Source organism: Aquimarina sp. MAR_2010_214 (genome assembly GCF_002846555.1).
Lineage (GTDB): Bacteria > Bacteroidota > Bacteroidia > Flavobacteriales > Flavobacteriaceae > Aquimarina.
In genome coordinates, this window is sequence record NZ_PJMS01000001.1 from 3,197,407 (window position 1) to 3,219,283 (window position 21,877).

At 32.4% G+C, this 21,877-nt stretch carries 19 protein-coding genes; 14 read left to right on the top strand and 5 right to left on the bottom strand.

Translation table 11 applies throughout. From position 1 onward, the window contains the following. Positions 1 to 12 precede the first annotated feature (12 nt). The 9 genes from ATE84_RS13660 (at position 13) to ATE84_RS13700 (ending at position 11,472) form a co-directional block, all read left to right on the top strand. A complete protein-coding gene (locus ATE84_RS13660) occupies positions 13 to 789 on the top strand; it encodes a hypothetical protein (protein WP_101448485.1) in 777 nt (258 codons plus the stop codon). Between the two features lie 100 nt (positions 790 to 889). Further along, a complete protein-coding gene (locus ATE84_RS13665) occupies positions 890 to 2,674 on the top strand; it encodes a type VI secretion system Vgr family protein (protein ID WP_158237256.1) in 1,785 nt (594 codons plus the stop codon). Continuing rightward, positions 2,664 to 3,746, top strand: coding sequence for a DUF2931 family protein (locus ATE84_RS13670; RefSeq protein WP_101448487.1), 1,083 nt, complete (start codon positions 2,664 to 2,666; stop codon positions 3,744 to 3,746). The genes ATE84_RS13665 and ATE84_RS13670 overlap by 11 nt, the downstream gene beginning before the upstream one ends. Positions 3,747 to 3,756: 10 nt before the next feature. After that, positions 3,757 to 5,223: a DUF2235 domain-containing protein gene (locus ATE84_RS13675; protein WP_101448488.1), complete on the top strand. Its 1,467-nt coding sequence runs from the start codon at positions 3,757 to 3,759 to the stop codon at positions 5,221 to 5,223. A 15-nt stretch (positions 5,224 to 5,238) separates the two neighbouring features. Further along, positions 5,239 to 6,129, top strand: coding sequence for a hypothetical protein (locus ATE84_RS13680; RefSeq protein ID WP_101448489.1), 891 nt, complete (start codon positions 5,239 to 5,241; stop codon positions 6,127 to 6,129). Continuing rightward, positions 6,122 to 6,808: a DUF4280 domain-containing protein gene (locus tag ATE84_RS13685; protein WP_101448490.1), complete on the top strand. Its 687-nt coding sequence runs from the start codon at positions 6,122 to 6,124 to the stop codon at positions 6,806 to 6,808. The genes ATE84_RS13680 and ATE84_RS13685 overlap by 8 nt, the downstream gene beginning before the upstream one ends. 3 nt (positions 6,809 to 6,811) lie before the next feature. Then, positions 6,812 to 10,069 carry a toxin VasX gene (locus ATE84_RS13690; protein WP_101448491.1) on the top strand — a complete coding sequence of 1,086 codons (3,258 nt, stop codon included), beginning with the start codon at positions 6,812 to 6,814 and terminating at the stop codon, positions 10,067 to 10,069. Continuing rightward, on the top strand, positions 10,063 to 10,812 hold the full coding sequence (locus tag ATE84_RS13695; protein ID WP_101448492.1) for a hypothetical protein: 750 nt from the start codon (positions 10,063 to 10,065) through the stop codon (positions 10,810 to 10,812). Before ATE84_RS13690 ends, ATE84_RS13695 begins: the two co-directional genes overlap by 7 nt. Before the next feature lie 93 nt (positions 10,813 to 10,905). After that, the gene (locus tag ATE84_RS13700; protein ID WP_158237257.1) at positions 10,906 to 11,472 is read left to right on the top strand and encodes a hypothetical protein; all 567 of its coding nucleotides are present in this window, start codon (positions 10,906 to 10,908) and stop codon (positions 11,470 to 11,472) included. A 69-nt stretch (positions 11,473 to 11,541) separates the two neighbouring features. Here ATE84_RS13700 and ATE84_RS13705 read toward each other — a convergent pair whose 3' ends face one another. The 5 genes from ATE84_RS13705 to rlmH form a co-directional block, all read right to left on the bottom strand. Beyond that, entirely contained in the window at positions 11,542 to 12,333 is a 792-nt protein-coding gene (locus tag ATE84_RS13705) for a hypothetical protein (protein WP_101448494.1), read from the bottom strand. 408 nt (positions 12,334 to 12,741) lie between these two features. Next, positions 12,742 to 14,097, bottom strand: coding sequence for a DUF5458 family protein (locus ATE84_RS13710; protein WP_101448495.1), 1,356 nt, complete (start codon positions 14,095 to 14,097; stop codon positions 12,742 to 12,744). A gap of 12 nt (positions 14,098 to 14,109) precedes the next feature. Further along, the gene (locus ATE84_RS13715; RefSeq protein ID WP_101448496.1) at positions 14,110 to 14,556 is read right to left on the bottom strand and encodes a hypothetical protein; all 447 of its coding nucleotides are present in this window, start codon (positions 14,554 to 14,556) and stop codon (positions 14,110 to 14,112) included. 62 nt (positions 14,557 to 14,618) lie between these two features. Further along, positions 14,619 to 17,102 (bottom strand): ATP-dependent Clp protease ATP-binding subunit, encoded by a 2,484-nt coding sequence (locus ATE84_RS13720; protein ID WP_101448497.1) that lies wholly within the window; start codon positions 17,100 to 17,102, stop codon positions 14,619 to 14,621. A 449-nt stretch (positions 17,103 to 17,551) separates the two neighbouring features. Then, positions 17,552 to 18,025, bottom strand: a complete 474-nt coding sequence (gene rlmH, locus ATE84_RS13725; RefSeq protein WP_101448498.1) for a 23S rRNA (pseudouridine(1915)-N(3))-methyltransferase RlmH — start codon at positions 18,023 to 18,025, stop codon at positions 17,552 to 17,554. A 141-nt stretch (positions 18,026 to 18,166) separates the two neighbouring features. On the opposite strand from rlmH, the gene nadC reads away from it, so the two are divergent. The 5 genes from nadC to ATE84_RS13750 all read left to right on the top strand — a co-directional run bounded on the left by nadC (position 18,167) and on the right by ATE84_RS13750 (position 21,788). Beyond that, positions 18,167 to 19,024, top strand: coding sequence for a carboxylating nicotinate-nucleotide diphosphorylase (nadC, locus tag ATE84_RS13730; protein ID WP_101448499.1), 858 nt, complete (start codon positions 18,167 to 18,169; stop codon positions 19,022 to 19,024). 3 nt (positions 19,025 to 19,027) lie between these two features. Beyond that, positions 19,028 to 19,951, top strand: a complete 924-nt coding sequence (locus ATE84_RS13735) for a YihY/virulence factor BrkB family protein (RefSeq protein ID WP_101448500.1) — start codon at positions 19,028 to 19,030, stop codon at positions 19,949 to 19,951. Between the two features lie 34 nt (positions 19,952 to 19,985). Beyond that, positions 19,986 to 20,546, top strand: a complete 561-nt coding sequence (locus ATE84_RS13740; RefSeq protein ID WP_101448501.1) for a chalcone isomerase family protein — start codon at positions 19,986 to 19,988, stop codon at positions 20,544 to 20,546. Positions 20,547 to 20,689: 143 nt separating this feature from the next. Beyond that, entirely contained in the window at positions 20,690 to 21,253 is a 564-nt protein-coding gene (locus ATE84_RS13745; protein WP_101448502.1) for a chalcone isomerase family protein, read from the top strand. A gap of 112 nt (positions 21,254 to 21,365) precedes the next feature. Continuing rightward, positions 21,366 to 21,788 carry a DUF2147 domain-containing protein gene (locus ATE84_RS13750; protein WP_101451016.1) on the top strand — a complete coding sequence of 141 codons (423 nt, stop codon included), beginning with the start codon at positions 21,366 to 21,368 and terminating at the stop codon, positions 21,786 to 21,788. Positions 21,789 to 21,877: the final 89 nt, after the last annotated feature.

Sequence of the window (21,877 nt, forward strand, 5' to 3'; positions counted from 1 at the left end):
AAAGAGCATACGATGATTCAGCCATATTACATGTTAGAATTCACTGCAGTAGCGTGCTTATTTGAGATAAGGGTTAATGATATTCCTGTGGTGCATATGAATATGCCAAATCAGATATCTACAAGAATTCCTGTTAATTATGGAATTACAGAATCAGGGAAGCAACAGGTTTCTGTAAAGATGTTACCTGTTCTCGGGAATATTACACTACAGGAAGGTGCCGAATTAAAATATAAATTAGAACTTTTTGATACTATTAATGGATTTGAATTTCAAGATGAAATTACATCATATAAATCCAAACCTATAGAAAAGGACAGCGAGTTGCCAATTATAGTGAATGAAAATATTTTTTTAGCTGTTATTCCTTATCAAGTTAAGGACTTCTGGAAAGAAGGTGAGGATCTTAAAGATGTTGATGACTTAAGAAGCAAATTAGAACATTCTTATTATAACTTGTCAAAAGATATTTCTGCTAGCTATTATGATAGCTTTCGACAGAAAATCAAAATTAGAGAAGAAAATATGGTAACCTCGATGTATATCAAACCGGCTAAAGCCGCATCAAGGATTTCTAATTTAGAAACTAAATTTAGTACTGGATATGTTGCTCTACCAATTCTTAAGGACGCTGTTTTAGTGTATTCCGCATATGGGAAAAAGGTAAGCCTGAAAAAATTAAATGGAGATCCGGCGCTATCTTTTATTAATAAAGAAAAAAGAAAACAACTTTTTTTAGATATAGACTTCTACTTGCCCAAAGGTTCTAATGCATTAGAGATTATATAAGATATTCTCTTGTATATTTTAATAGTATTGTGATTTTTCATTTCATGAAATGAAAATTAAATCTGTTAAAAAGAGAAACATTCATAAAAAAACAAAAATTATGGCATTACAATCCAATATTCAGATATTTATAGGAGGAACTCTCATTCCTACTTATAAGAGATTAATGCTCCGACAAGATCTAGATTCACATCATATACTAGAGTTGGTATGTCGTATGGATGTACTAGAAAAACTTGGTGGGGAGATGGCCTCGGAGAGTAAAAATTTTCTGGGAGAAATTATTACTTTACAAGTCTCCTCTTCTCAAGGTTTTTCAGGTTATGGAGAATTAGAGTTTAAAGGAGTAGTGATCAAAGTAAATAATACCAAAGGTTTTGATAACGGAGAAGAGGATACTGTAGAAATAAAAGCACAAAGTGCTAGTATTATTGCAGATGATGGTCCTCATTTTACTTCTCATAATGATGTAGGATTGGCAGAAATATTAAACAAAACATTTCAAGGATATGATCAATCCAAATTAGAAACTAGTTTTAATCCGACAGTTACTTCTAATATACACTACAGTGTTCAACATAATGATAGTGCTTATCAATATGCAAGTAGATTAGCTGCGCAATATAGTGAGTGGTTCTATTATGATGGAAAGGCTCTAATCTTTGGAAAACCAAAAGATAGCGAAGAAGTGATTTTGACATATGGTCATGATCTTAAAAAATTCACTTTAGAACTTAACCCAACTCCAAATAACTTCAAGTACTTTACCAATGATTATCTTACTGATGGATTGCATGAGAAGACTACTACGGGAGTAAATTCTGGTGTAAATGGATATAATAGTTTTACAAGTAATAAAAGTGAAGAGATTTATGCCAAGGAGACTAGTGTTTATCTTAATTCATATAATGATCCAGAGTTAAAACAACGTTTTGATACCCATGTAGAACAACAAAAGAAAACACAAGAACTAAAACAAGTTCTTATTAAGGGAGTTAGTGATAACCCGGGAGTTTATCTTGGACAAGTAATAAAGATAAAGGAAGCGTCTGGCTCCCAGGGGAGTTATCGAATTACTAAGGTAATGCATACTGCGACAGAAAATGGTAATTATATAAATCGTTTTGAAGGAGTTACAGCTGATATCGATGTGTATCCAAATACGAATACAATGGCATTTCCTAAAAGTGGATCTCAAGTAGCTATTGTAACAGAAAATTCGGATCCTGATGGGTTGAGTCGAATAAAAGTACAATTTCCGTGGCAAAGACCAGATGGAGAAACAACACCATGGCTTCGTATGATCACTCCACATTCTGGAGGGGAGAAAGGTTTCCATTTTATACCAGAGATAGGAGAAGAGGTACTGGTTGGTTTTGAAGGAGGTAATGCAGAGCGTCCTTATGTGATGGGAGCTTTGTATAATGGAGGTAAAAATGCTCAGAACTGGCAATCTCAAAATAATGATGTTAAAGCAATTCGTACTCGTAGCGGACATACTATCGAACTTAATGATAGCAAAGGAGCTGAGTTTATTACCATAACAGATAAGAATAGAAATGTAGTGCACATTGATACCGCTAATAATGATATAACAATCTCAGCAGGAGAAAATATGACTCTTAATGCTAAAAATATGCAGATCAATGTAGAAGAAAATCTGGATATTTCTGTTGGTAAAAATAAATCAGAAAGTATTACAGGAGATTCTTTTATCAGCGCAACCAATGAGGATAAGCAAATTGGTGAAACAATAAAAGTGATAAGTAGTGATTATAAACAAGAAGCTCAAGAGATTTCTACAGACGCAAGTGGAGAAATCAAAACCAATGCAGGAGGTAAAATTACTATAGCAAGTGCAGAAACAGTAGAATATGGTGAATGATTCACGAATATTTAATATGATTTTTCTTGTTGTAACAATTACCCTTGGCAGTATTAGTGTTATATCATGTCAAAACAATGACCCTGAAAAGAAAAGAAAAATGAGTTCTATAGGAATGAAAAAACACGAATGGAGACCATCGGCCAGTGCACCAAAATACAGCCCTATGCAGATCCATAAAGGTCGTTTTATTTATGAAAATGGTGAAAGTATTAATATTCCCGCAGGGCATACTTTACATCAAGGCTGGGGTAAATCAGGACCAACTCATGTAGTAGGTGATGATTTTAAACCAATTCCCATACAGTTAGAAATAGTATGGGTTTCGTATCTGGAAAAAAAATTCTTTAGAGGAACGTTTGATTTACCCGCAGAAAAGTTATCTAAACTTTTTAAGGAAGGATATATTGATCGGTTGGGTAAAAAAGAAACCTATAGTGAAATTAATGTAGGATTAGCTCCAGGAGGAGTAATAGTAATATGGCTCATAGGAAATGGATGGACAACTGAAATAGCAAGGTTTCAAGGGGGAGAAACAGAGGTAGGCATAACAGAATTTGCACCTTCTGCTGTTATGACTTTAGAAGAGTATATGAATTCGGTATTAGAAGATGATTTTGATGAGGAGATTAAAGCTAAAATGAATCTAGATAGTATTCCTTTTGGAAAATGGGATGTTTATAGAAAAAAACACCAATGGAAACCATCAATAAAGTTTAAAAAAGAAGGAGAATTAAAAGAATTTCGAATAACTTTTTATAATGGTGAAAGTGTATATACTATTGGATCAAATAAAATGTTAGATCAATTTAAAGACTATCCAGTTCCGGATCATATTAGAATAGAATGGATGGATAAAAATAGTAATGAGTTCGGTGCTAAAATCTATTTTGACGAAAATGAAACCCATGCGGTTTTTCAAAAAATATTTGAAAAATCAAAATATAAGCCAACAGAACTAATTGTAGAAATTGACAAATACAACAGTAATATTATAATTGCTTTACAAAATGAATCAGAAACCATTGATTTTAAAAAGGTAAGAGTAAAAGTATACGAAACTTCTAATTAAAATATAACAAATGGGAAGTATTGGATTAAGATCAGCCTCATCAGGAGCACAAGAAGCAAGTAAAGATGTACTTAGTGGAGTAAATGTTCAGACCTCACCTGTTAATGTGGGTAATGCCGAATATGAAGAATTAACTCCAGATGAAAGTGTTAATATAACTGCTGCTGTATTTTTTGACGGTACCGCTAATAATAGAGAAAATACCAATATTAGGTTAGAATATGAAAAAATGAAAAGAGGAGAACCTTATAATAGAGAATTGGTAGCCAAGTATCACGATTTTTGGTGGGGAACTCCCTGGAGTCCTAATAAAACGGGAAGCTATGATAATGATCATTCTAATATATCTAGAATAGAACCAACTCATGAGGCTGTGGATGAGGAAAGAGAAAAGAAATTTTCTATATACATGGAAGGGCAAGGAACAGAAAATGGAGAGTCGGATTCTACACTTGGGTTAGGTTTGGGAACAGGAGCTACAGGTATTCGAGGAAAAGTAATAAAAGGATGTGAGCAAGTAGTAGACAAAATAAAAAGGCTTGGAGAGAAAAACATTAACACCTTAACCATTCAAACATATGGTTTTAGTAGAGGTGCGGCAGCAGCTAGAAATTTTATTCATGAAATTACACAACGCCAAGGAAGTATTAAAGAGGTTATAACAACTGGGTCGGGTGAATATGGCCCTGTTACGACAACAATAATAAGATATTCTGTAGATTATGGAGCGTTAGGAGAAAATCTAGAAGAAAATGGTATTACAATAAGGAGGTTAGTTATTCAATTTGCAGGATTATTTGATACAGTAGCCTCTCTAGGAATTTCGCATGATAATAATACAGCCGAGTTGAGGTTAGATGCAGTAAAGAAATCATTACATACCTTACAATTGGCCGCAGATGATGAACATCGTGCTAATTTTAGATTAACCAATATTAATAGTACAGGAAATCGCGGTGTCGAGAAATTTTTACCAGGAGTACATTCTGATGTTGGTGGCGGATATATAGATGGTGCAGATGAAGAAGTACGTCTTGATTATACACTAACTAATCTTAATGATTTGAGGCAAGAAAGAGAGTTTTTAATAGAACAAGGATGGTTTAAACCTAATGAGATAGTGGTTAGCGATTTTTGGGGAACACTTACAGGTTCAAGAAAAGATTTATGTAATCGATATAGCTATATACCATTACAAATAATGGTAAAATTCTCAATTGATAAAAATGTAAATTTAGTGATGAGTAAGGTTACTAGAGATTTTCCTATACCACCTGAGTTAACTTCTGCCAAACAAATTTTAGACGATTATGTATTTAATGATGGTGTAAAAATGACATATAATAATCCCGAACATAGATTATTATTAAAAACGTTAAGAAATCGCTATTTCCATTTTTCAGCACATTACAGTAGCATAGGAATGGGGCCTAATCGAGTAAGTGGCAATCGACAACGGGTAACACAAGCTGGATAAATTTAACCAAAAATAATGCAACGCACTCTATCTCATACCACACAAATTATTAAACTCAACGGAGAAAGAGTAACCCGTACTTATTCGGCAGAGGTCGTTACAGAAATAAATCAAGGGAAACAAAACACATATAATGCTACTGGGTTAGAGTTTGACTTAACATATTATGGTAAGGATGCAGAAGGTTTTTTGCGATATAGAATAAAAGTGAGTAATCGGTTTTTGTTAACCAAAAAGTTTAGCATAATCAAAAAACTCAATAAAGCGCAGCAAATCGCACTTAGAGTAGCCGTTATAAATGATGTGTTAGAAATGCAGGTAAACAAAAATTTTAAGCTGATTAAAGTAACCAATGCCTCAGAAATAAGAGCAAAATGGCAAGTTATAAGAAATGATTTGTTAGATGATTTTCCTGATCTTCATAAAATGGTAGATGATTTTAATTGGCAATTGCGCGAAGAAAATATACAGCAATTATTTATCGAAGATAATTTTTATACCTTCTTTTTCTCAGACCTTTTTTATCACGAGTATAAGGGCAAAGAACCTATACTTGCTCAAAAAACAATAACCAATGCTTTAAAAACGATTAATATCCCAATTATAGAACAAAAAAAAATCAGTAAGCATAATATTTCGTTTACAGAGGTTACGATTACAACAAATGCAGAAATAGATACAGAGCACCCTAAGTTATCGTTAGCCAAATTAAATGTTTTTTTAGGGCAACTACCTACCAAAATAGGAGATCAGCATGAACTCCATTTTGATTACAAAGGAACATATAAAACCAAACCAGATCTTGGATTAGTTACCCAGGGAAAACTTAACTATATTTTTGAGGTAAAAGACCTTTATAAAAAGGAAACTACACTAACTTTTAACTTAGAAGAAGAAAATGAGTAGTAAAATATATGTATTAGACGGCGCGTTACTAGAGTGTAATCAAGGATTTATACCTGCTAAGCTTTTGGTAACAGAAAACCAAAAAGTAAAAATACAAGGTAAGTTTAAAGCCACCGATATGGATGTACAAGTGCCTCAGACTTTTGGACAGTGTAAGCTAAAACCAACCAGTGGAGGATACCTGCCTTGTATACCAGGATTACAGCGTTGGACAAAAACTACAAAAACATCAACTCTAGGCGGTAGTAAAAAATTCTTGTATGAGGATTCAGAATGTATGTGCGCTACAGGAGGTAAAGTAACTATTATGCAACCCATGCAAATCAATACGGCTGGTAGTGTACAAGAGCAATTTAAAAATATCGCGATGGTTATACCCGGTGCTATGCTGGGCAATGATAAAGCCCCAAAAGTAATAGAAAGCTATTGGATGGATGAAGCTGGAAAAAAGAAAGTAGACGAAATTAAGTACGGAGAGAAGGCTTCTATTTTTGTGATGACAGAAAATATGGATCCTGGTAAAACCGTAAAAATAACTGCATCAGAAAAAAATGAAAAAGAGATAGATGGTAAGAAGAAGAAAATGATCTATTCTGGTACAGTACAGCCAGATGGTACAGCTAAGTTAGAGCTACTAGAAACAGATAAGGACTGGAATAAAACTGCAAAAAAAACCTAAATTATGGGAAGGACACGAGAACTAACATTACAGGTTGAAGCAGAAGGAAGAACTTTTGATTTTAGCGACCAGCAATTAAAAGTAACAGGAATTGAAGAACCTAATATAAAATTACATTTCCTTAGATATGGGGTTTTAGAGAACGAACCCCAAAAAAGCCATATAAAAGCAAAAGTAAAAACAGAAAGCGGTCAGGATCGAAAAGATGAAAACGATAATCTGATCCTAGAAGAAGTTATTATTACAGATCCTAAACTCGAAAATTTCAATACCGTAAGAACAGGAATCAATCAAGGATATGTCTACATTATTGATGAAAACAAATTAGACGAACCTATAGAATTTGAAGTTGATGAATATGGTAATTTTAAATCTATCTCGTGGGAAAAAGGAGGGGAAGGCTTTCCTGATGTTCGGATAACTGATGGGGGAAATAATACCAGCGGGTATTATGAAACTGAGCATGAATCTGTAGTTTGGGCTGCTTATTCTACTATACAATGGAGCAAGGAGTATTATGATAGCATGATAAGTGATGAGCAAAAGCGTAAAGAAAGAATGACCAAAATAAACGCAAACGGTTTTCCTCTAGATACGGTGCAAAGCACAACAGATTTTTACCCTTATAATGACATCACCGTTTATTTTCCTTCAGAAAAAGAAAATCAGCGTAAAGCGATACAGCAAAAGATAAATAACATACAACAACAAGAAGAAAAACGAGAAAAAGAAAGAAATGAGAATCCTGATCAAGAGCATATAGAGGTGATAACAGATATGTTCATCACTTTAGGTGATCCTATTGGCTGTGCTCTGGATATGAATGAAGGAATTTCTGATAGAATACTCGATTTTAAGGCATTAGTAGATGCCATACAAACAGGCGAAACCAAAGAACAAGCCTATAATAGACTGTTACAAGGTAATCTAGAAGGACCAAAACCAGAGAAAGAATACCAATCATTACTATCTCTAGCGTTAACTTGTTACTTAATGATTTATAATGACAAGGATTCTATATTAGAACATGATGGAGGATCACCAGGGTGGAATTTATTTGACCGACATGGATTAGATCCACGTCCTAAAACCAAAACGTTTTATGGTAAACATACATCTCACACATTGCCTAACACAAGCACAATTGGATATGGGCTGGACTACCAAAAATTAGAAGGAATACTTGGTATTAAAGAACGAACAGCGCTAAGAGAAGATATAAAAAGTTTTAAAGAAGATTATGGGGCTTATTTACAAACCAAAGGCTTTAAAAAGGTTTTGGATGATTATACCGATAATTTAACCGAGCGAACTATAGACGGTCGTGGATTGATGTTAGAACTCTTAGATCCTATTACCATTAATACATATGATTTTGACAGACATATGTTATTAAAAAAAGAATATAAGAAAACAGACGAATGGATCGATTGGGTATATCAACTAATTAATGAAGATTGTGAAGAAGAATTTTCTAATACCGAGGTAACAAGTAAAACTCCCGGGTACGAAAACCTTGATCCCTTATACGCTTTGCTTACACCGACCCTTAATCTAGAAAAAGTTGTTGATAAAAGTAGGAGTATTAGCCATAAAATTGCCAAAGTATACAAGAAAAAACTAGGGCACCATGCCAAACAAGCTTTTGTGGTTAAAAAAGTGGGTCGAACCATGTTTCGAGAACTAGCAGATAAACAAGAATTTGTGGTATCGAAGTTAAATAATAACCTAACAGTATTTAACGAAACCATGTTTCATATCGAAGATGGTGAGATGCGAATGCGATTACACGAACTGGGTGTAGAAATAGATGATGAGTATATAAAACAATCTAATCATGTACGGGTTAAAGGAAAACACAACTATGCTGGTAAAAAAGGAAACCTACTAAAACGTAAACCAGGTTTTAAAAACACCAAAATGCAAACCGAAGTATTAAGGGCAATACATGGTAGTGAAGGTATTGAGATCATAGAAAGTGTAGATGATGGGGGGGGTAAAAACAGAATTGGTATACGAGTTCGAAAAAAAGTAAATGCCAATCAAATAAAAGCAAATGCAAAAAATGTTAAAATAGCACAGCTAATTAATGGGCGTGCTTTTAATGGGGTGTTTGCATTTCTGGAATTTATTAATCTGTCCGCCGCTTTTAATAACGTTTACAATGAGGGAACATGGAAGAGTAGAATTAATTTTGCGGGTGCCAGTGTAAAAATTACTGAAGCGGGGCTAAATTTACGGAAAGCACACCTGAATTTTAAAAATCCTAAAGACCCAAGAATTTTAAAAATTGGAAAGAATGCAACTCGCTTAAGTGTTATTGGAGGTGCTTTTACTGCCGGGATGTGTTTTTGGGAAAGTGTTGAAGCTATGGACAAAGGAGATATAGATAGTGGGATTGCGCTTGCGGGTGCAGGTGCTGCATTTGCCTTGTCTACTGCAGCACCTTATATTTTTGCCTCAGCCTCGGTGGCAGGTCCTGTAGGATGGATTGCCGCAGGTATCGGAGTAGGATTAATTATTATTGCAACGTTGTTAACTGATAGTGAGTTGGAAACCTTCTTTAAAAACTTTGTATTAAGCGACACGAAAGCCTTTCCAAAAAACGAAGGGGATACCCCTATGGTATATAGTCGCAAAGTTTTGGCTAATAAAGAAGATTTAGTAGACGATGATTATACAGAAACATTAATGCATCCGGTGGATGCTGAGGCTAGTTTGTTTGATGCTATTGTCTGTAAACAAATTGCTTTTGCTCCTATAGATGCCGAAACACAAACCTTTACTAGTCAGCGTGATTCCTTTGGGATAAGTACAAGTAGTTCTATATCTACCGCATCTCGTTTTACAGCAAGTATGGTGTTTAGTCAGTTTTTTAATCATCCAGATCAGTTAGAAGTATATGCATATTTTTATCCTAAAGGAGTAAAAAATGGAGAAGCAATTGATATGATTGTAAAAAAACCTGTTACAATAAATGATCCCAAAGGTCGCGAAGCGTTACAAGTAGAGTTTTCGATACCCGATATACATAAAAATAAAATTCGTTTACAATCAGAAGTGGTATTTGCAGGACGTTTACACGTAGATAAAAGTCAACATCTTCATTTCCCCTATCCGTTAGGTGGCGAAGAACGTTTTTTAGGAGCTAAAATACGTGTAAGAAGTCTAAGTGCCGGTTTATATATTAGTAGTTTAAAACAAAATGAAGCAGTAAACATCGCCCCTTTAAGCCACCTTAAAAACCCGGCGACATGGTAGATTTTGAACGAGAAATTACCCATATGGGATATAAGTTCGAAAAACAGTTAAAAAAATACTACCACCGTGTAGAAAAAAAGATTTATAAACAACCTCACGGATTTGGTAAACTCAGTAAAAAAGAAGAAGAGAAATACAGATATACTACCGATCAATTTATTTTGTTCCACACCAAAGGTGACATAACTCCTTTATGGGGAGGAGGTATATCTTTGTTCTTGGTAGTTAGCAGCCTTTTTTCGGATGATACTTTTGAAGGATTTGGCTTATATTTATTTATTTTCTTTAGTTTCCTTACTGTTTTTTTTGCCATATATTATTTTACTAAACCTAAAAAAGAACAGATACTAAATCGAAGGGATGGGTTAATTACTATGACAGGGTTTTATTGGCAAAAAAACATTACCATGCCTTTTAAAGATTGTTTATTTGCTTATACTACAGGAGGAGAAGATGGTACAGGAGCTTTTATGTTACAAGCCATTCGTCCTACCAAAAGTAAATTAAATTCTTACGATGATTTTATGGTCTCTGGTGATTGCTATGACTCTATGTCCTTAATCTGTTGGTATATGGATAAAAACCGTCCATTACCACCTGGTGATGCCTTTGATGAGTTTCGCCAACAAGATTATGAACGTCGTAAGGCAGAGGGGTTCCCACGCCCTTTATATCAAGGTATTGCTACACCAGAAGCAACAAAAGAACAGCAAAAAGAACGAATGGCTATTGGTGGCTGGTAATAAGTAGATATGGAAGTATTTAAAATATCTCGTAGAAAAACAAGTTTATTGTTAAAAATAAGCTCTGCTAGCCATCAAAAGATTACAAAAAAAATGCTTTCCGCAGATTTTCAATTAGGTGTGTTTTTTCTTGGTATGGGTTTGCTAATGGAGCTTGTAGTAGGAATGATAGAAGATGAGATGATTTATTTTGGTTTTTTTTGTGCATTTATTTCATTAATATTTGTTGTAGTAGGTATCATTAAAATGAATAAGAAAGGAAGAACAATGTTTATTTTGGATAGAATCGACGGTGAAATTATTTTTCCAATAAATATATATAACTCATTTATGAAAAGTTATGATATATCAAACGTACGAATAGACCGAATTAAAAATGAAGTTTATTATTTAAAAGAAGATGGCCAACATTATCTTATGTATGATTTTCTTGATAGAATTATTTCAAAAGAGAGTTTTATAAACGACTGGAATTTTATTTTTTGGTATATGGATAAAAACAGACCTTTACCACCTGATCGAATTTTTGATGAATATCGCCAACAGGATTACGAACGTCGTAAAGCAGAAGGGTTTCCTAGACCTTTACAACCAGGAGTGGGCACTCGAGAGATAACCAAAGAACAACAAAAAGAACGAATGGCTATTGGCGGTTGGTAGATGTTAAATGACTTTTTCTATTGAAATAGATTTTTTCAATGGGTTAAAAAACTAAGTGCAAATCTAATATCACTGATTCAATAATGTTATGGGAATTGTATATGCACTTAATATAGGTTGACTATTCTCATCCAGTGCAGGAGCAATTATCTTAATATTATTAATAATTAATTTTAGATCATAAGACAATGTTATATCTTGAGATTTTACATCAATATTTTTGATAATTCCATCAATGTCAATGACAAAATTCAAAAAAACCTTAATTCTTTGATGGTCAACTAATGATTTATACTTTTTTAACTCAAGTTTATCTACAATACTTTTTTGAATACTATTATTCATACAGCTTCTTAAGTAACTACTATCTTTTCTTTCCTGACAATCTTCTAAAACGGGATATTCTGAAATGATGATATTTTTAAGATATCCATCATCAACTTTAACTTGTTTAAAAATAGAATCAACCTTTTGTTTAACAACAACATTTTGTTGTGTATTCTCTGCTATAAGTGAAAAATCGACTTTTTCATTTTGAGTCTTCAGTACTTGAAACTTTATCCCTTGGATAAGTTCAAATGTTATCTTTTCCTCAAAATCAACAGGCATAATGGTTAATAACTGTTTCTTTTCTAAAGAAATTAAATTTTCTTCTTTTATTATACGCCAAATAGAATTCTCGAAATCTTTGATATTTCTTTTAATTTCTTGATTTTCGCCATCATAAATAAACGAAAAATGGCCATCTCCTTTAAAATGTAAGATAGTTTTAGCTAACTCCTCAAATATTTTTTTTTCTCTTTTATCAGTGAATGTATTGTCAGAAACTATAACCTCTTCAACTTTCCATTTCCCTGCCATGAAATTATTATCGATTTTTTGACAAAAAATGATGTGAGAATTAATGAAAACTATTAATAAACAACCAATAAACTTAGAAAACATTCTATAGATAATTTAATTAGGTTTAATGCATAAATCTTAATTTTGAAAAGATAAGAAATTACAACATAAAATACAGAAATTATGAAAAAAATAGAATTCCCTAATCAATTTAACAGTCAAGCAAAAACAACTCGTGAATTGCATTGAATTTTTATGATGAAATGAAAACTTGTTACACTTACGGCTCCAGAGAGATAAACTATAGAAATTAAAAAAGTTTGGTTAGTTAAGGAAATAACTATAAAAACTCAATAAAAATAAAAAGCGAAGAGGTTGCCATATGGCAACCTCTTCGCTTTTTATTGAAAATATTTTGATGCAATTTTATTGTTGTTCATATTCAGAATTCCATTCTGACCCATCATCACCTTTTTGTCCATCCATTTTTATCATAAAATTCTTGGCAGGAAAATATGGTTTCATGTGTATGTCCAGATGTATTTGATCCTTTTGTAAAGGATCCTGCTCAAAACGTTTGATAGAAAAGTCTTCTATAAGCTTATCCGGTCCGGTAATCCCATCAAGAAATTTTACAATTTGACTCATAAGTTCTTTACGTGTTCGGGCATTAAAGTTCTCAAAAGCTCTTCTGTTTAGGAAATCCATTAATACTTTGGTAACATAATCAAATACACGAACAACAGAATAGGTTTGTAACCCAAGATTATCTCCATTAAATAAAGTTTTGGCAGAAAAAGCCATTACTTTACCGTATTCATTTACCATAGGTACCAGACCTAATTTTTCTAGTTGAGCAATTTCACCTTTTTTAAGATCAAAACGCACACCATCTACCTCATTCATTCCACCAAACTTTTTACCGGCGGTAACCTGAGACATTAGTGTTTTGTATATTTTACCTCCTAGAGCACTAGATGGTGGTACAAATAAATCTTCATCTTCACCTACTTCATCGTGTTTGCCTCTACCAACAAGCCAATTACATGCCATGATAATATTAGAACGATATTTGTCTCCTCCTGTAAGGTTAGCAGCTTCAAACAATTCCATAACATCATCAGGTTCATCAAGATGTTCAAAATCAGTAACCATCATTACTTTGTTTTCATGGGCAATTTTTGCCCATTTCTCTATAACTTTATTAGAACCTAAGTACCCAGGAACAATTAAAAGTCCATAATTATCCCTTAGATCTAAACGATCATAGCCTTGAACCAATTCTTCTTGTACAGCATCAATAAATCTTGTGTTATCAAGATCTTTAAGTTGTTCTAGTTCCGCATTCAGGATATTTATATTTTTTACTTTTTGAGATTCTGTATTTTTAAAGAATAAAGCTACAGATCTATAGGATTGTTCAAGCTCTCTGGTTTGTTCTAAAGCAGTGCCTAGGTTTTTTTTAAGGGACTCTGCTGCTGCCTCAGATTTTTTTTCTGATTCTCCAACCATTTCTGATAAATCATCAGAAGATGAGAGTATTTCATTCCATATTTCGAGTGTCTTCTCTAATTTTTGCCTTTCTAGTTTTTTTGAAGATTCTGTAAGAAATATTTTCTTTCTTGCTTTACGATCAGGATTCATGTTTTGCACATCATCAATACATGCTTCCAACAGGTCAAACCCACCGTATTTTACAAGCTTTTCTTCGTTTATTTTAAGCTCCTGAGCTGGATTCTCTATTTTAACATTTTTATCTGCTTTCTTTCCTAATAATGCCATGTATACTTTTTTTTAGCCTTGTTGTAGTTCTGCGATTAATGATTGAATAGATTTTAAAAGAGCTTCTTTAGCTTCAGGATCAGCCAATGCACTTTTTAAGATTTTATTGGATTTCAATTGCTTGATTATTTTAAGATATTGATCTTTTTCTGTATCTAAATCATTTAAATATTTACTTTGATCAATAATTCCTTTTTTACCAAAATTTCCTAAATGGCTAAATTTCAGTGTTTCTTTTGTCTCTATTCCTTCAGCATCTTCGAATTCGACTGCTATTTCAGGTTTGTAATTTTCAAAAACATCATCAATCGATTTTAGCCCAGTTACTATCTGAGGTTTTAAAGATTGATCTTGTGTTAATTTTTGAATGAGCAATGTTTTATTCTGCCCAATTTCGAGAATCGCTTCATTTGCGTCAGTTTTTACTTCTGTTCCTCCTAATCCGTATGTATTGTCCATGTAAATACGTATTTATGTTTGATAAATTATAAATATACTAAATTTTGTCACAGGTTATAGAATTAACTATAATTCCATATCAATTTTTCTTCTTTTACGTCTAATTGTACTAGACTTCCTTTACTAATTTTGCCTGTAATTATTTTTTTTGATAATGATGATCTTAGTTCTGTTCGTATAATTCCTCTTAAAGGTCTTGCTCCATATTTTGGAGTAAACCCTTTATGAGCAAGGAATTCTTTTGCTTTTTCGGTAAGCTCTAAAGTTATCTCTTGTTTATTAAGGGCTTTGTACAGATCTTTCATCTGAATTTCAAATATCTTAACTACGTTATTTTTTGTTATTGGAGAAAAAGGAATAATTTCTGTAAGCCTTCCAAGAAATTCTGGCCTAAAATGCCTTGACATTATTTCGAGAAGATCCGTGGATTTAGGAATTTCCCCTGCTGTAAAGGATTTTATTACATGTTCACTTCCAATATTTGAAGTGAATAAAATTACAGCATTTGAAAAATCACCGGTTTTACCTAAACGATCATTTAATTTCCCTTCATCGAGAATTTGTAGAAAAATATCAAATACAGATGGATGTGCTTTTTCGATTTCATCGAAGAGCACTATAGAATAAGGTTTTTGTCTAATTTTATTAACTAATAATCCACCTTCTTCATACCCAACGTAACCTGGAGGTGCTCCATATAGTAATGCAGCAGAATGTTCTTCTTTAAACTCAGACATATCAAACCTAATAATAGCTTCTTCTGTCTGAAATAAAAACTCTGCCAAGGATTTTGCTAATTCTGTTTTTCCTGTTCCTGTAGGTCCTGTAAAAAAGAATGAACCAATTGGTAAGCCAGGCTTACTTAATCCGGATCGAGATTCGAGAATAGCTTCTGTTATAGTTTGAATAGCATGATCTTGGCCGATAACTCGCTTTTTTAAATGATCTTCCATAGTAAGTAAACGCTCTTTCTCGTCTGCCTGAAGTTTCCCTACTGGAATACCAGTTTTATTTGCAATGGTAGAAGAAATATCATTTTTGTCAATGGTTTCTTTCTTTATGCTGGCCTTGTTTAAAAATATTTCAAGAACATTTTCTATTTTTTTAATACCATTTTCTGTTTTTTCAATACCGACAAAATTGTCATCATCACCAAGATCCGCAAATAATAAATAACTAAAAATTTGTTTTAGATTTTCCCATTGCCATTTGAGATCCGATATTTTTTCGTCTTCTTCTTTTTCAATGCTTTTAATAGCTTCAATGTCTTTTTTTACATTTTCAACTTTAGCAACTGTAGTTTCTAACATATAACGAGTAGCAGACATTGTTCTGTCTATAAGGTCGATAGCTGAATCTGGCAAACTTCTTTCTTTGTTAAACCTCTTAGAGAGCCGAATTGCTTCTTCTATAGTATCATTGTCGATATCTAGATTATGGTGTTTCTTATACTTATCGATAGTGTCAGAAATCATAGTTAAAGCATCTTCTTCTGAGGGTTCCTCTAAAGTTATAATCTCAAATCTTCTAGACAACCCTTCATCAATCTCAATATGTTTTCTAAAAGCATCATTGGTTACGGTACCAATAAAAGTAATCTCTCCCTTAACCAGTTCTGATTTTAAAATATTTACCAAACCTTGATTTCCATTATCTTTATCAGTGAGGTTATTTATTTCATCTATTAATAAAACTGGTTTTTCAAATTCTTTTAGAGCGGTAATGATTTTTTTAAATCTGTCTTCTACCTCACTTTTATAACTAGCACCCGAAACTAAATGGATAAAATCCAACTCATAAATCTGGGCATTTTTTAAAGCATCTGGTACAGTACCATTTATCATTGTTTCAGAAAAACCATCTAGTAATACTGATTTACCAACACCGGGATCTCCTGTAATGAGTACATTGGGTTTAGAATGTCTTCCCAATATCTCCATGATCATTTTTATTGCCGCATCTCTTCCCGAAATATCTTTTAAAGCCTTATTTTTTGCTTCAAAAGTTTTATCTATACAATATTCTTGTAAAATTCCGGAATCAACTTTATTAGCAGTATTAGAAATATTTTTTTTAGAAATACTGTTTTTATTTTTTAAGGATGATGTACCTCCTGTATTAGCTGCTATTAAAATATCATCAGCTTTGAGAGGTAAAGTCTTTAGTTGTTCATATGAAAACCCTACACCAGGGGTACAAATAGAAACTAATAAAGAGAGTGGCGTAATTTCATCTTCTCCTAATTTTAGTTTAATGCTATCTGCTTCGTTAAAAATTGCTTCAATAGTTTTATCGCCTTCAATTTTATCAGGTATGTTAGTTGCTCTAGGCAAGACCTCTATTCTTACCTCAGACCACTCTTCAAAATAGTAAATATCTCCATCTATCTGATTAAAAAAATCTTTTAATCCAACGTCTTTATGTAATAGAGCCTTTAATAAATGTGCAGCATTATATTGATTATTATGATATTCTTTAGCAATTGATTGTGCTATATGAATAGTATTTTTAACCTCTTTGGAAAGTAGATACTCTAATGTTTGCATGAATTTATTTTAATAAGTCAGATGATTGTAAACTTTAAAATGTCACCATTTCTATTTTGAAACTCTAAACAGGGCTAAGTAAATAATAACTAATGTATAGGATTTCGGTTTTAAGTTTTAATGATGGGGGGATTCAAAAAACTTCTCCAAATATAGTAAAAACGATCATTTTTTTATTAAAACTGATCCTGACTTTTTTGATTCAATCAATAAATCAAGCTTTTGTTTCAAATTAATAACATTTTACACTGTATGATAGTGTTACGAAATTATCAAAGATGAAGTATGAAGAGAAAACGATAATTTTGTAGAGAAAACATAGACAGGGTATGGTTTAAAATCTATGATTGACTTTTGTAGTATGCTTAAAAAACGGTAATTCTGATTATCTATTCTTCGATATGTTTAGCAACCTTAATAGTATTGTAGAAGCATATATATGTTGAGTTTTATCGGTGATGGTAAGGTTCGTTTCTTAATATGGTAAATCCACGATATAATTGTTCTACAAAAAATAAACGAATCATCTGATGTGAGAATGTCATTTTGGACAATGATAGTTTGTTGTTAGCTCGATTATATACTTCGGGACTAAATCCATAAGGCCCTCCTATAGCAAAAATCAAATGCTTGATCCCGCTATTCATATGTTTTTGCAATACTTCAGAAAATAGTACAGAATCATATTGCTTTCCATTTTCGTCTAGTAATACCAGCACATCAGAATTTTCTACATGATTGAGAATTAATTTACCTTCTTTTTCTTTCTGTTGAGATTCACTTAAGTTTTTAACATTTTTAATATCTGGAATGATTTCAAAACTGAATTTAATATAAAACTGTAACCTTTTGATATAGTTGTTGATAAGATCATTGAGTTGTTTATCATCTGTTTTTCCTACGGCAAGTAATTTAATATTCATGTGCGTTCAATATAGTAATAGTTTCTACTTAAAAACCAGGTGAAACTTAGGTTTATGTTGTAAAGTAAATAAAAATACGATGTGCTTCTCACTTCGTACTTCCGACTTCTTTTTTTACATTAGCAAAAATAACCATTCAATATGATTAGCGAAACCCAATTCAATAAAGAAATTGATTTGATAATTACCAATGCCATACGTGAAGATGTAGGAGATGGTGATCATAGTTCATTAGCATGCATTCCAGAATCTACTACCGGAAAAGCAAAACTTTTAGTTAAGGATGAAGGCGTTCTGGCTGGAGTAGATTTTGCTAAAAGAGTATTTAATTATGTAGATCCAAATATAGAAATCGAAACCTTACTAGAAGATGGTTCTCCCGTTAAATATGGAGATGTTGCTTTTTATGTTTCAGGAAGTTCACAATCTATTCTCAAAGCAGAACGATTAGTGCTTAATGCCATGCAGAGAATGAGTGCAATTGCGACCAAAACAAATCATTTTGTAACTCTTTTAGAAGGTACAGGTACAAAAATTCTAGATACTCGAAAAACAACTCCAGGAATACGGGCATTAGAAAAATGGGCAGTAAAGATTGGAGGAGGAGAGAACCATAGATTTGCACTATATGATATGGTAATGCTAAAAGATAACCATATAGATTTTGCAGGAGGAATTACCAAAGCTTTAGAAAAAACAAAGCAGTATCTTTCTGATAGAAATCTTGACCTCAAAATTATTGTTGAAGCCCGAAATCTTGATGAGATTAAAGAAATACTTCAAACACCAGGAGTATATCGAATATTAATTGATAATTTTAATTATGAAGATACTCGAGAAGCTGTGAAATTAATTGGTGATTCGTGTCTTACCGAATCCAGTGGAGGAATTAATGAAGAAACTGTTCGTAAATATGCAGAATGTGGGGTAGATTATATTAGCAGCGGTGCGCTAACACATTCTGTATATAATCTAGATTTAAGCTTGAAAGCGGTATAATATATGTCAAAACCTGTAGAAGATAGGCTTAATAAAATTCCTGTGATCAATATATTGGTCAAAATAGGGAAGAAACTTATTCTCCCTGGTTTTGAAGGATTATCGATATATGACCTAATAGAGATCTATGTTATCGGGATTATAAAAGGAACTTTTTCAGCTAGGGCGAGTGCAATATCATGGAGTTTTTTTCTTTCTCTATTTCCATTCTTATTGTTTCTGCTTAATTTGATTCCTTATGTGCCAATAGATGGGTTTGAGGAGAATTTTTTCGAATTTATTAAAGGAGCATTACCAAAACAATCTTCAGATTTTTTCTCTGGAATATTTGAAGATATAGCATCTAACCCTCGGGGAGGATTACTATCGACTGTTTTTGTGCTATCGATACTTTTTATGACCAATGGAGTCAATGCAGTTTTTTCTGGTTTTGAATATTCTTACCATGTAACTCTTAATAGAAATTTTGTACGGCAATATGTAGTAGCATTAGGAGTATCTATTATCGTGGCATCGTTATTGTTAATTACAGTTATAGGAACTTTATATTTTTCGTATTTGGTAGATGATCTAAATAAAATGGGAGTCGTTGATGATACTGTTTTTTGGTTAACAATAGGTAAATATGCATTATTTGTATTTATGATATTTGTTATTATTGCCACTTTATTTTATTTCGGTACCTCAGAAGGAAAACAAAATAAATTCTTTTCACCAGGTGCATTTATGACTACTTTTTTGATTATAATCACAACATATCTGTTTGGGATATATATTGATAATTTCTCAAATTATAATCAATTGTATGGTTCGATTGGGGCAATGTTGATATTAATGCTATACATATGGCTTAATGCAAATTTAGTACTACTAGGTTTTGAACTAAATGCTTCATTAAATCAACTAAGAAAGAATTTTAATTCATAATTTTACTAATAATAGATTTCTAAAAATTATTAAAATGAAAAAACTAAGTATATTGTTTATTGCCTTTTTTACTATTGTATCTGTGCAAGCTCAAACCAAAATCGGTGATGCTACACTACCTAATACAGTAAAATTTAATGAAGAAAATTTGACAATCAATGGCGGAGGTCTTCGAGAAAAATTCTTTTTCGATATCTATGCAGGAGCACTATATCTTAAGAAAAAGAATAGTAATGCCAATGCAATAGCTAATGCAGATGAAACTATGGCAATTAAGTTACATATCCTGTCGGGTATGATGTCTAGAAGTAAAATGGCTAATGCATTACGCGAAGGGTTTAAAAAATCAACCAATGGAAATATGGGGCCTTATAATGAAAGAATAGAAAGATTTTTAGGATATATTAATAATGAAATTGAAGTAGGTCAGGTCTATGATATGGTATATGAAAAAGGAAAAGGAAGTGTAATCTATAAAGATGGTAAAGAAAAAGGACATGTTAAGGGGTTAGACTTTAAAAAAGCGCTTTTTAATATCTGGCTAGGAAATAAACCAGCAGATAAAGGACTCAAAAAAGAAATGCTTGGTAGTTAAATAAATAGGATATAATCGTATTTTTGTTAAAAATTTAAGTAAATGTATTTCAGGATGTTGTGCGTGCATAATATTTTTTATATTTGTGCGCTTTAAAATTAAGTACAAACAAATATTAATACCCCAAATACCCTTAAATTATAATGAAAAAAATTACTTTAGTATTGGTAGCGTTAATTTCCCTTACTACTGCTACTGCGCAAATTAGGATTGGTAAAGCTATTTTGCCTTATGAAGAAAATTTTGGAGACGCCGATTTAAAATTAAATGGTGCCGGAATGAGAAAAGTGCTCTGGATTGATATGTACGCAGGAGGACTTTATCTGGGAAAAAAGAACAAAGACCCTAAAGCAATTCTTGATGCTAACGAGACTATGGCAATAAAACTTAATATTGTTTCTGGCTTTGTTACACAAAAGAAAATGATTAAAGCTGTAAAAGATGGTTTTGTAAAAGCTACCTTTGGTAATACAAAAGCATTAAACGGGAGAATTAATAAGTTTATTAATTTTTTCTCTGAACCTATCGTGAAAAACGACATCTTTGATCTTGTTTATATTAAGGATAAAGGAGTAACAGCATTTAAAAATGGAAAGAAACTTGGTGAAATCGAAGGACGAGATTTTAAATATGCATTATTTAAAATTTGGCTAGGAGATGAACCAGCAAGTGAAGAAATTAAAATGGGAATGCTAGGACTACAATAGATCGGGGCACGAATTAAGATATTTAATAAAAGCTATTGGTATAACCAATAGCTTTTTGTTTTTGCTATATTTTTTTATCTTAGGATTTATAAATACAAATGGTCATAATATTATGAGTTTTTATAGAATACTTTTTGTTGTATTATTGTTGGTTTCGATAAAGGTAAATGCTCAAATAGTAGGGCAATGGAAAACTATTGATGATAATACGGGAGAGCCACGATCTATTGTTGAAATTTATAAGAAAGGAAACAAACTGTTTGGTAAGATTCTACAAGTATTAGATGAGGCTGAAAGAAAGAAGTTATGCATTGAGTGTAAAGGCAGTGACTATAATAAGCCTATAGAGGGAATGGTGATTATCAAAGAGCTTGAAAAAGATGGGAATGAATATGAAGCAGGAACTATTATGGACCCAGAGAATGGCAAAGTTTACCGATGTAAAATCTGGATTGATGAGGATAACCCAAATGTACTTAATGTGCGAGGATATATAGCTTTTTTATATAGAACACAAAAATGGATTCGCGTATGAAGAATATGCCCTATTTCTTTCTTGAAATTTAATTAATTATAAAATTTAACGTTTTCTTTAGTTAGGTTTTTAAAGATTTTGGACTAAAC

Bases quoted from the DNA above. Each gene is read 5' to 3' on its own strand.
- ATE84_RS13660 (WP_101448485.1), top strand. From the start codon at position 13: ATGATTCAGCCATATTACATGTTAGAATTCACTGCAGTAGCGTGCTTA.
- ATE84_RS13665 (WP_158237256.1), top strand. From the start codon at position 890: ATGGCATTACAATCCAATATTCAGATATTTATAGGAGGAACTCTCATT.
- ATE84_RS13670 (WP_101448487.1), top strand. From the start codon at position 2,664: ATGGTGAATGATTCACGAATATTTAATATGATTTTTCTTGTTGTAACA.
- ATE84_RS13675 (WP_101448488.1), top strand. From the start codon at position 3,757: ATGGGAAGTATTGGATTAAGATCAGCCTCATCAGGAGCACAAGAAGCA.
- ATE84_RS13680 (WP_101448489.1), top strand. From the start codon at position 5,239: ATGCAACGCACTCTATCTCATACCACACAAATTATTAAACTCAACGGA.
- ATE84_RS13685 (WP_101448490.1), top strand. From the start codon at position 6,122: ATGAGTAGTAAAATATATGTATTAGACGGCGCGTTACTAGAGTGTAAT.
- ATE84_RS13690 (WP_101448491.1), top strand. From the start codon at position 6,812: ATGGGAAGGACACGAGAACTAACATTACAGGTTGAAGCAGAAGGAAGA.
- ATE84_RS13695 (WP_101448492.1), top strand. From the start codon at position 10,063: ATGGTAGATTTTGAACGAGAAATTACCCATATGGGATATAAGTTCGAA.
- ATE84_RS13700 (WP_158237257.1), top strand. From the start codon at position 10,906: ATGCTTTCCGCAGATTTTCAATTAGGTGTGTTTTTTCTTGGTATGGGT.
- ATE84_RS13705 (WP_101448494.1), bottom strand. From the start codon at position 12,333: ATGGCAGGGAAATGGAAAGTTGAAGAGGTTATAGTTTCTGACAATACA.
- ATE84_RS13710 (WP_101448495.1), bottom strand. From the start codon at position 14,097: ATGGCATTATTAGGAAAGAAAGCAGATAAAAATGTTAAAATAGAGAAT.
- ATE84_RS13715 (WP_101448496.1), bottom strand. From the start codon at position 14,556: ATGGACAATACATACGGATTAGGAGGAACAGAAGTAAAAACTGACGCA.
- ATE84_RS13720 (WP_101448497.1), bottom strand. From the start codon at position 17,102: ATGCAAACATTAGAGTATCTACTTTCCAAAGAGGTTAAAAATACTATT.
- rlmH (WP_101448498.1), bottom strand. From the start codon at position 18,025: ATGAATATTAAATTACTTGCCGTAGGAAAAACAGATGATAAACAACTC.
- nadC (WP_101448499.1), top strand. From the start codon at position 18,167: ATGATTAGCGAAACCCAATTCAATAAAGAAATTGATTTGATAATTACC.
- ATE84_RS13735 (WP_101448500.1), top strand. From the start codon at position 19,028: ATGTCAAAACCTGTAGAAGATAGGCTTAATAAAATTCCTGTGATCAAT.
- ATE84_RS13740 (WP_101448501.1), top strand. From the start codon at position 19,986: ATGAAAAAACTAAGTATATTGTTTATTGCCTTTTTTACTATTGTATCT.
- ATE84_RS13745 (WP_101448502.1), top strand. From the start codon at position 20,690: ATGAAAAAAATTACTTTAGTATTGGTAGCGTTAATTTCCCTTACTACT.
- ATE84_RS13750 (WP_101451016.1), top strand. From the start codon at position 21,366: ATGAGTTTTTATAGAATACTTTTTGTTGTATTATTGTTGGTTTCGATA.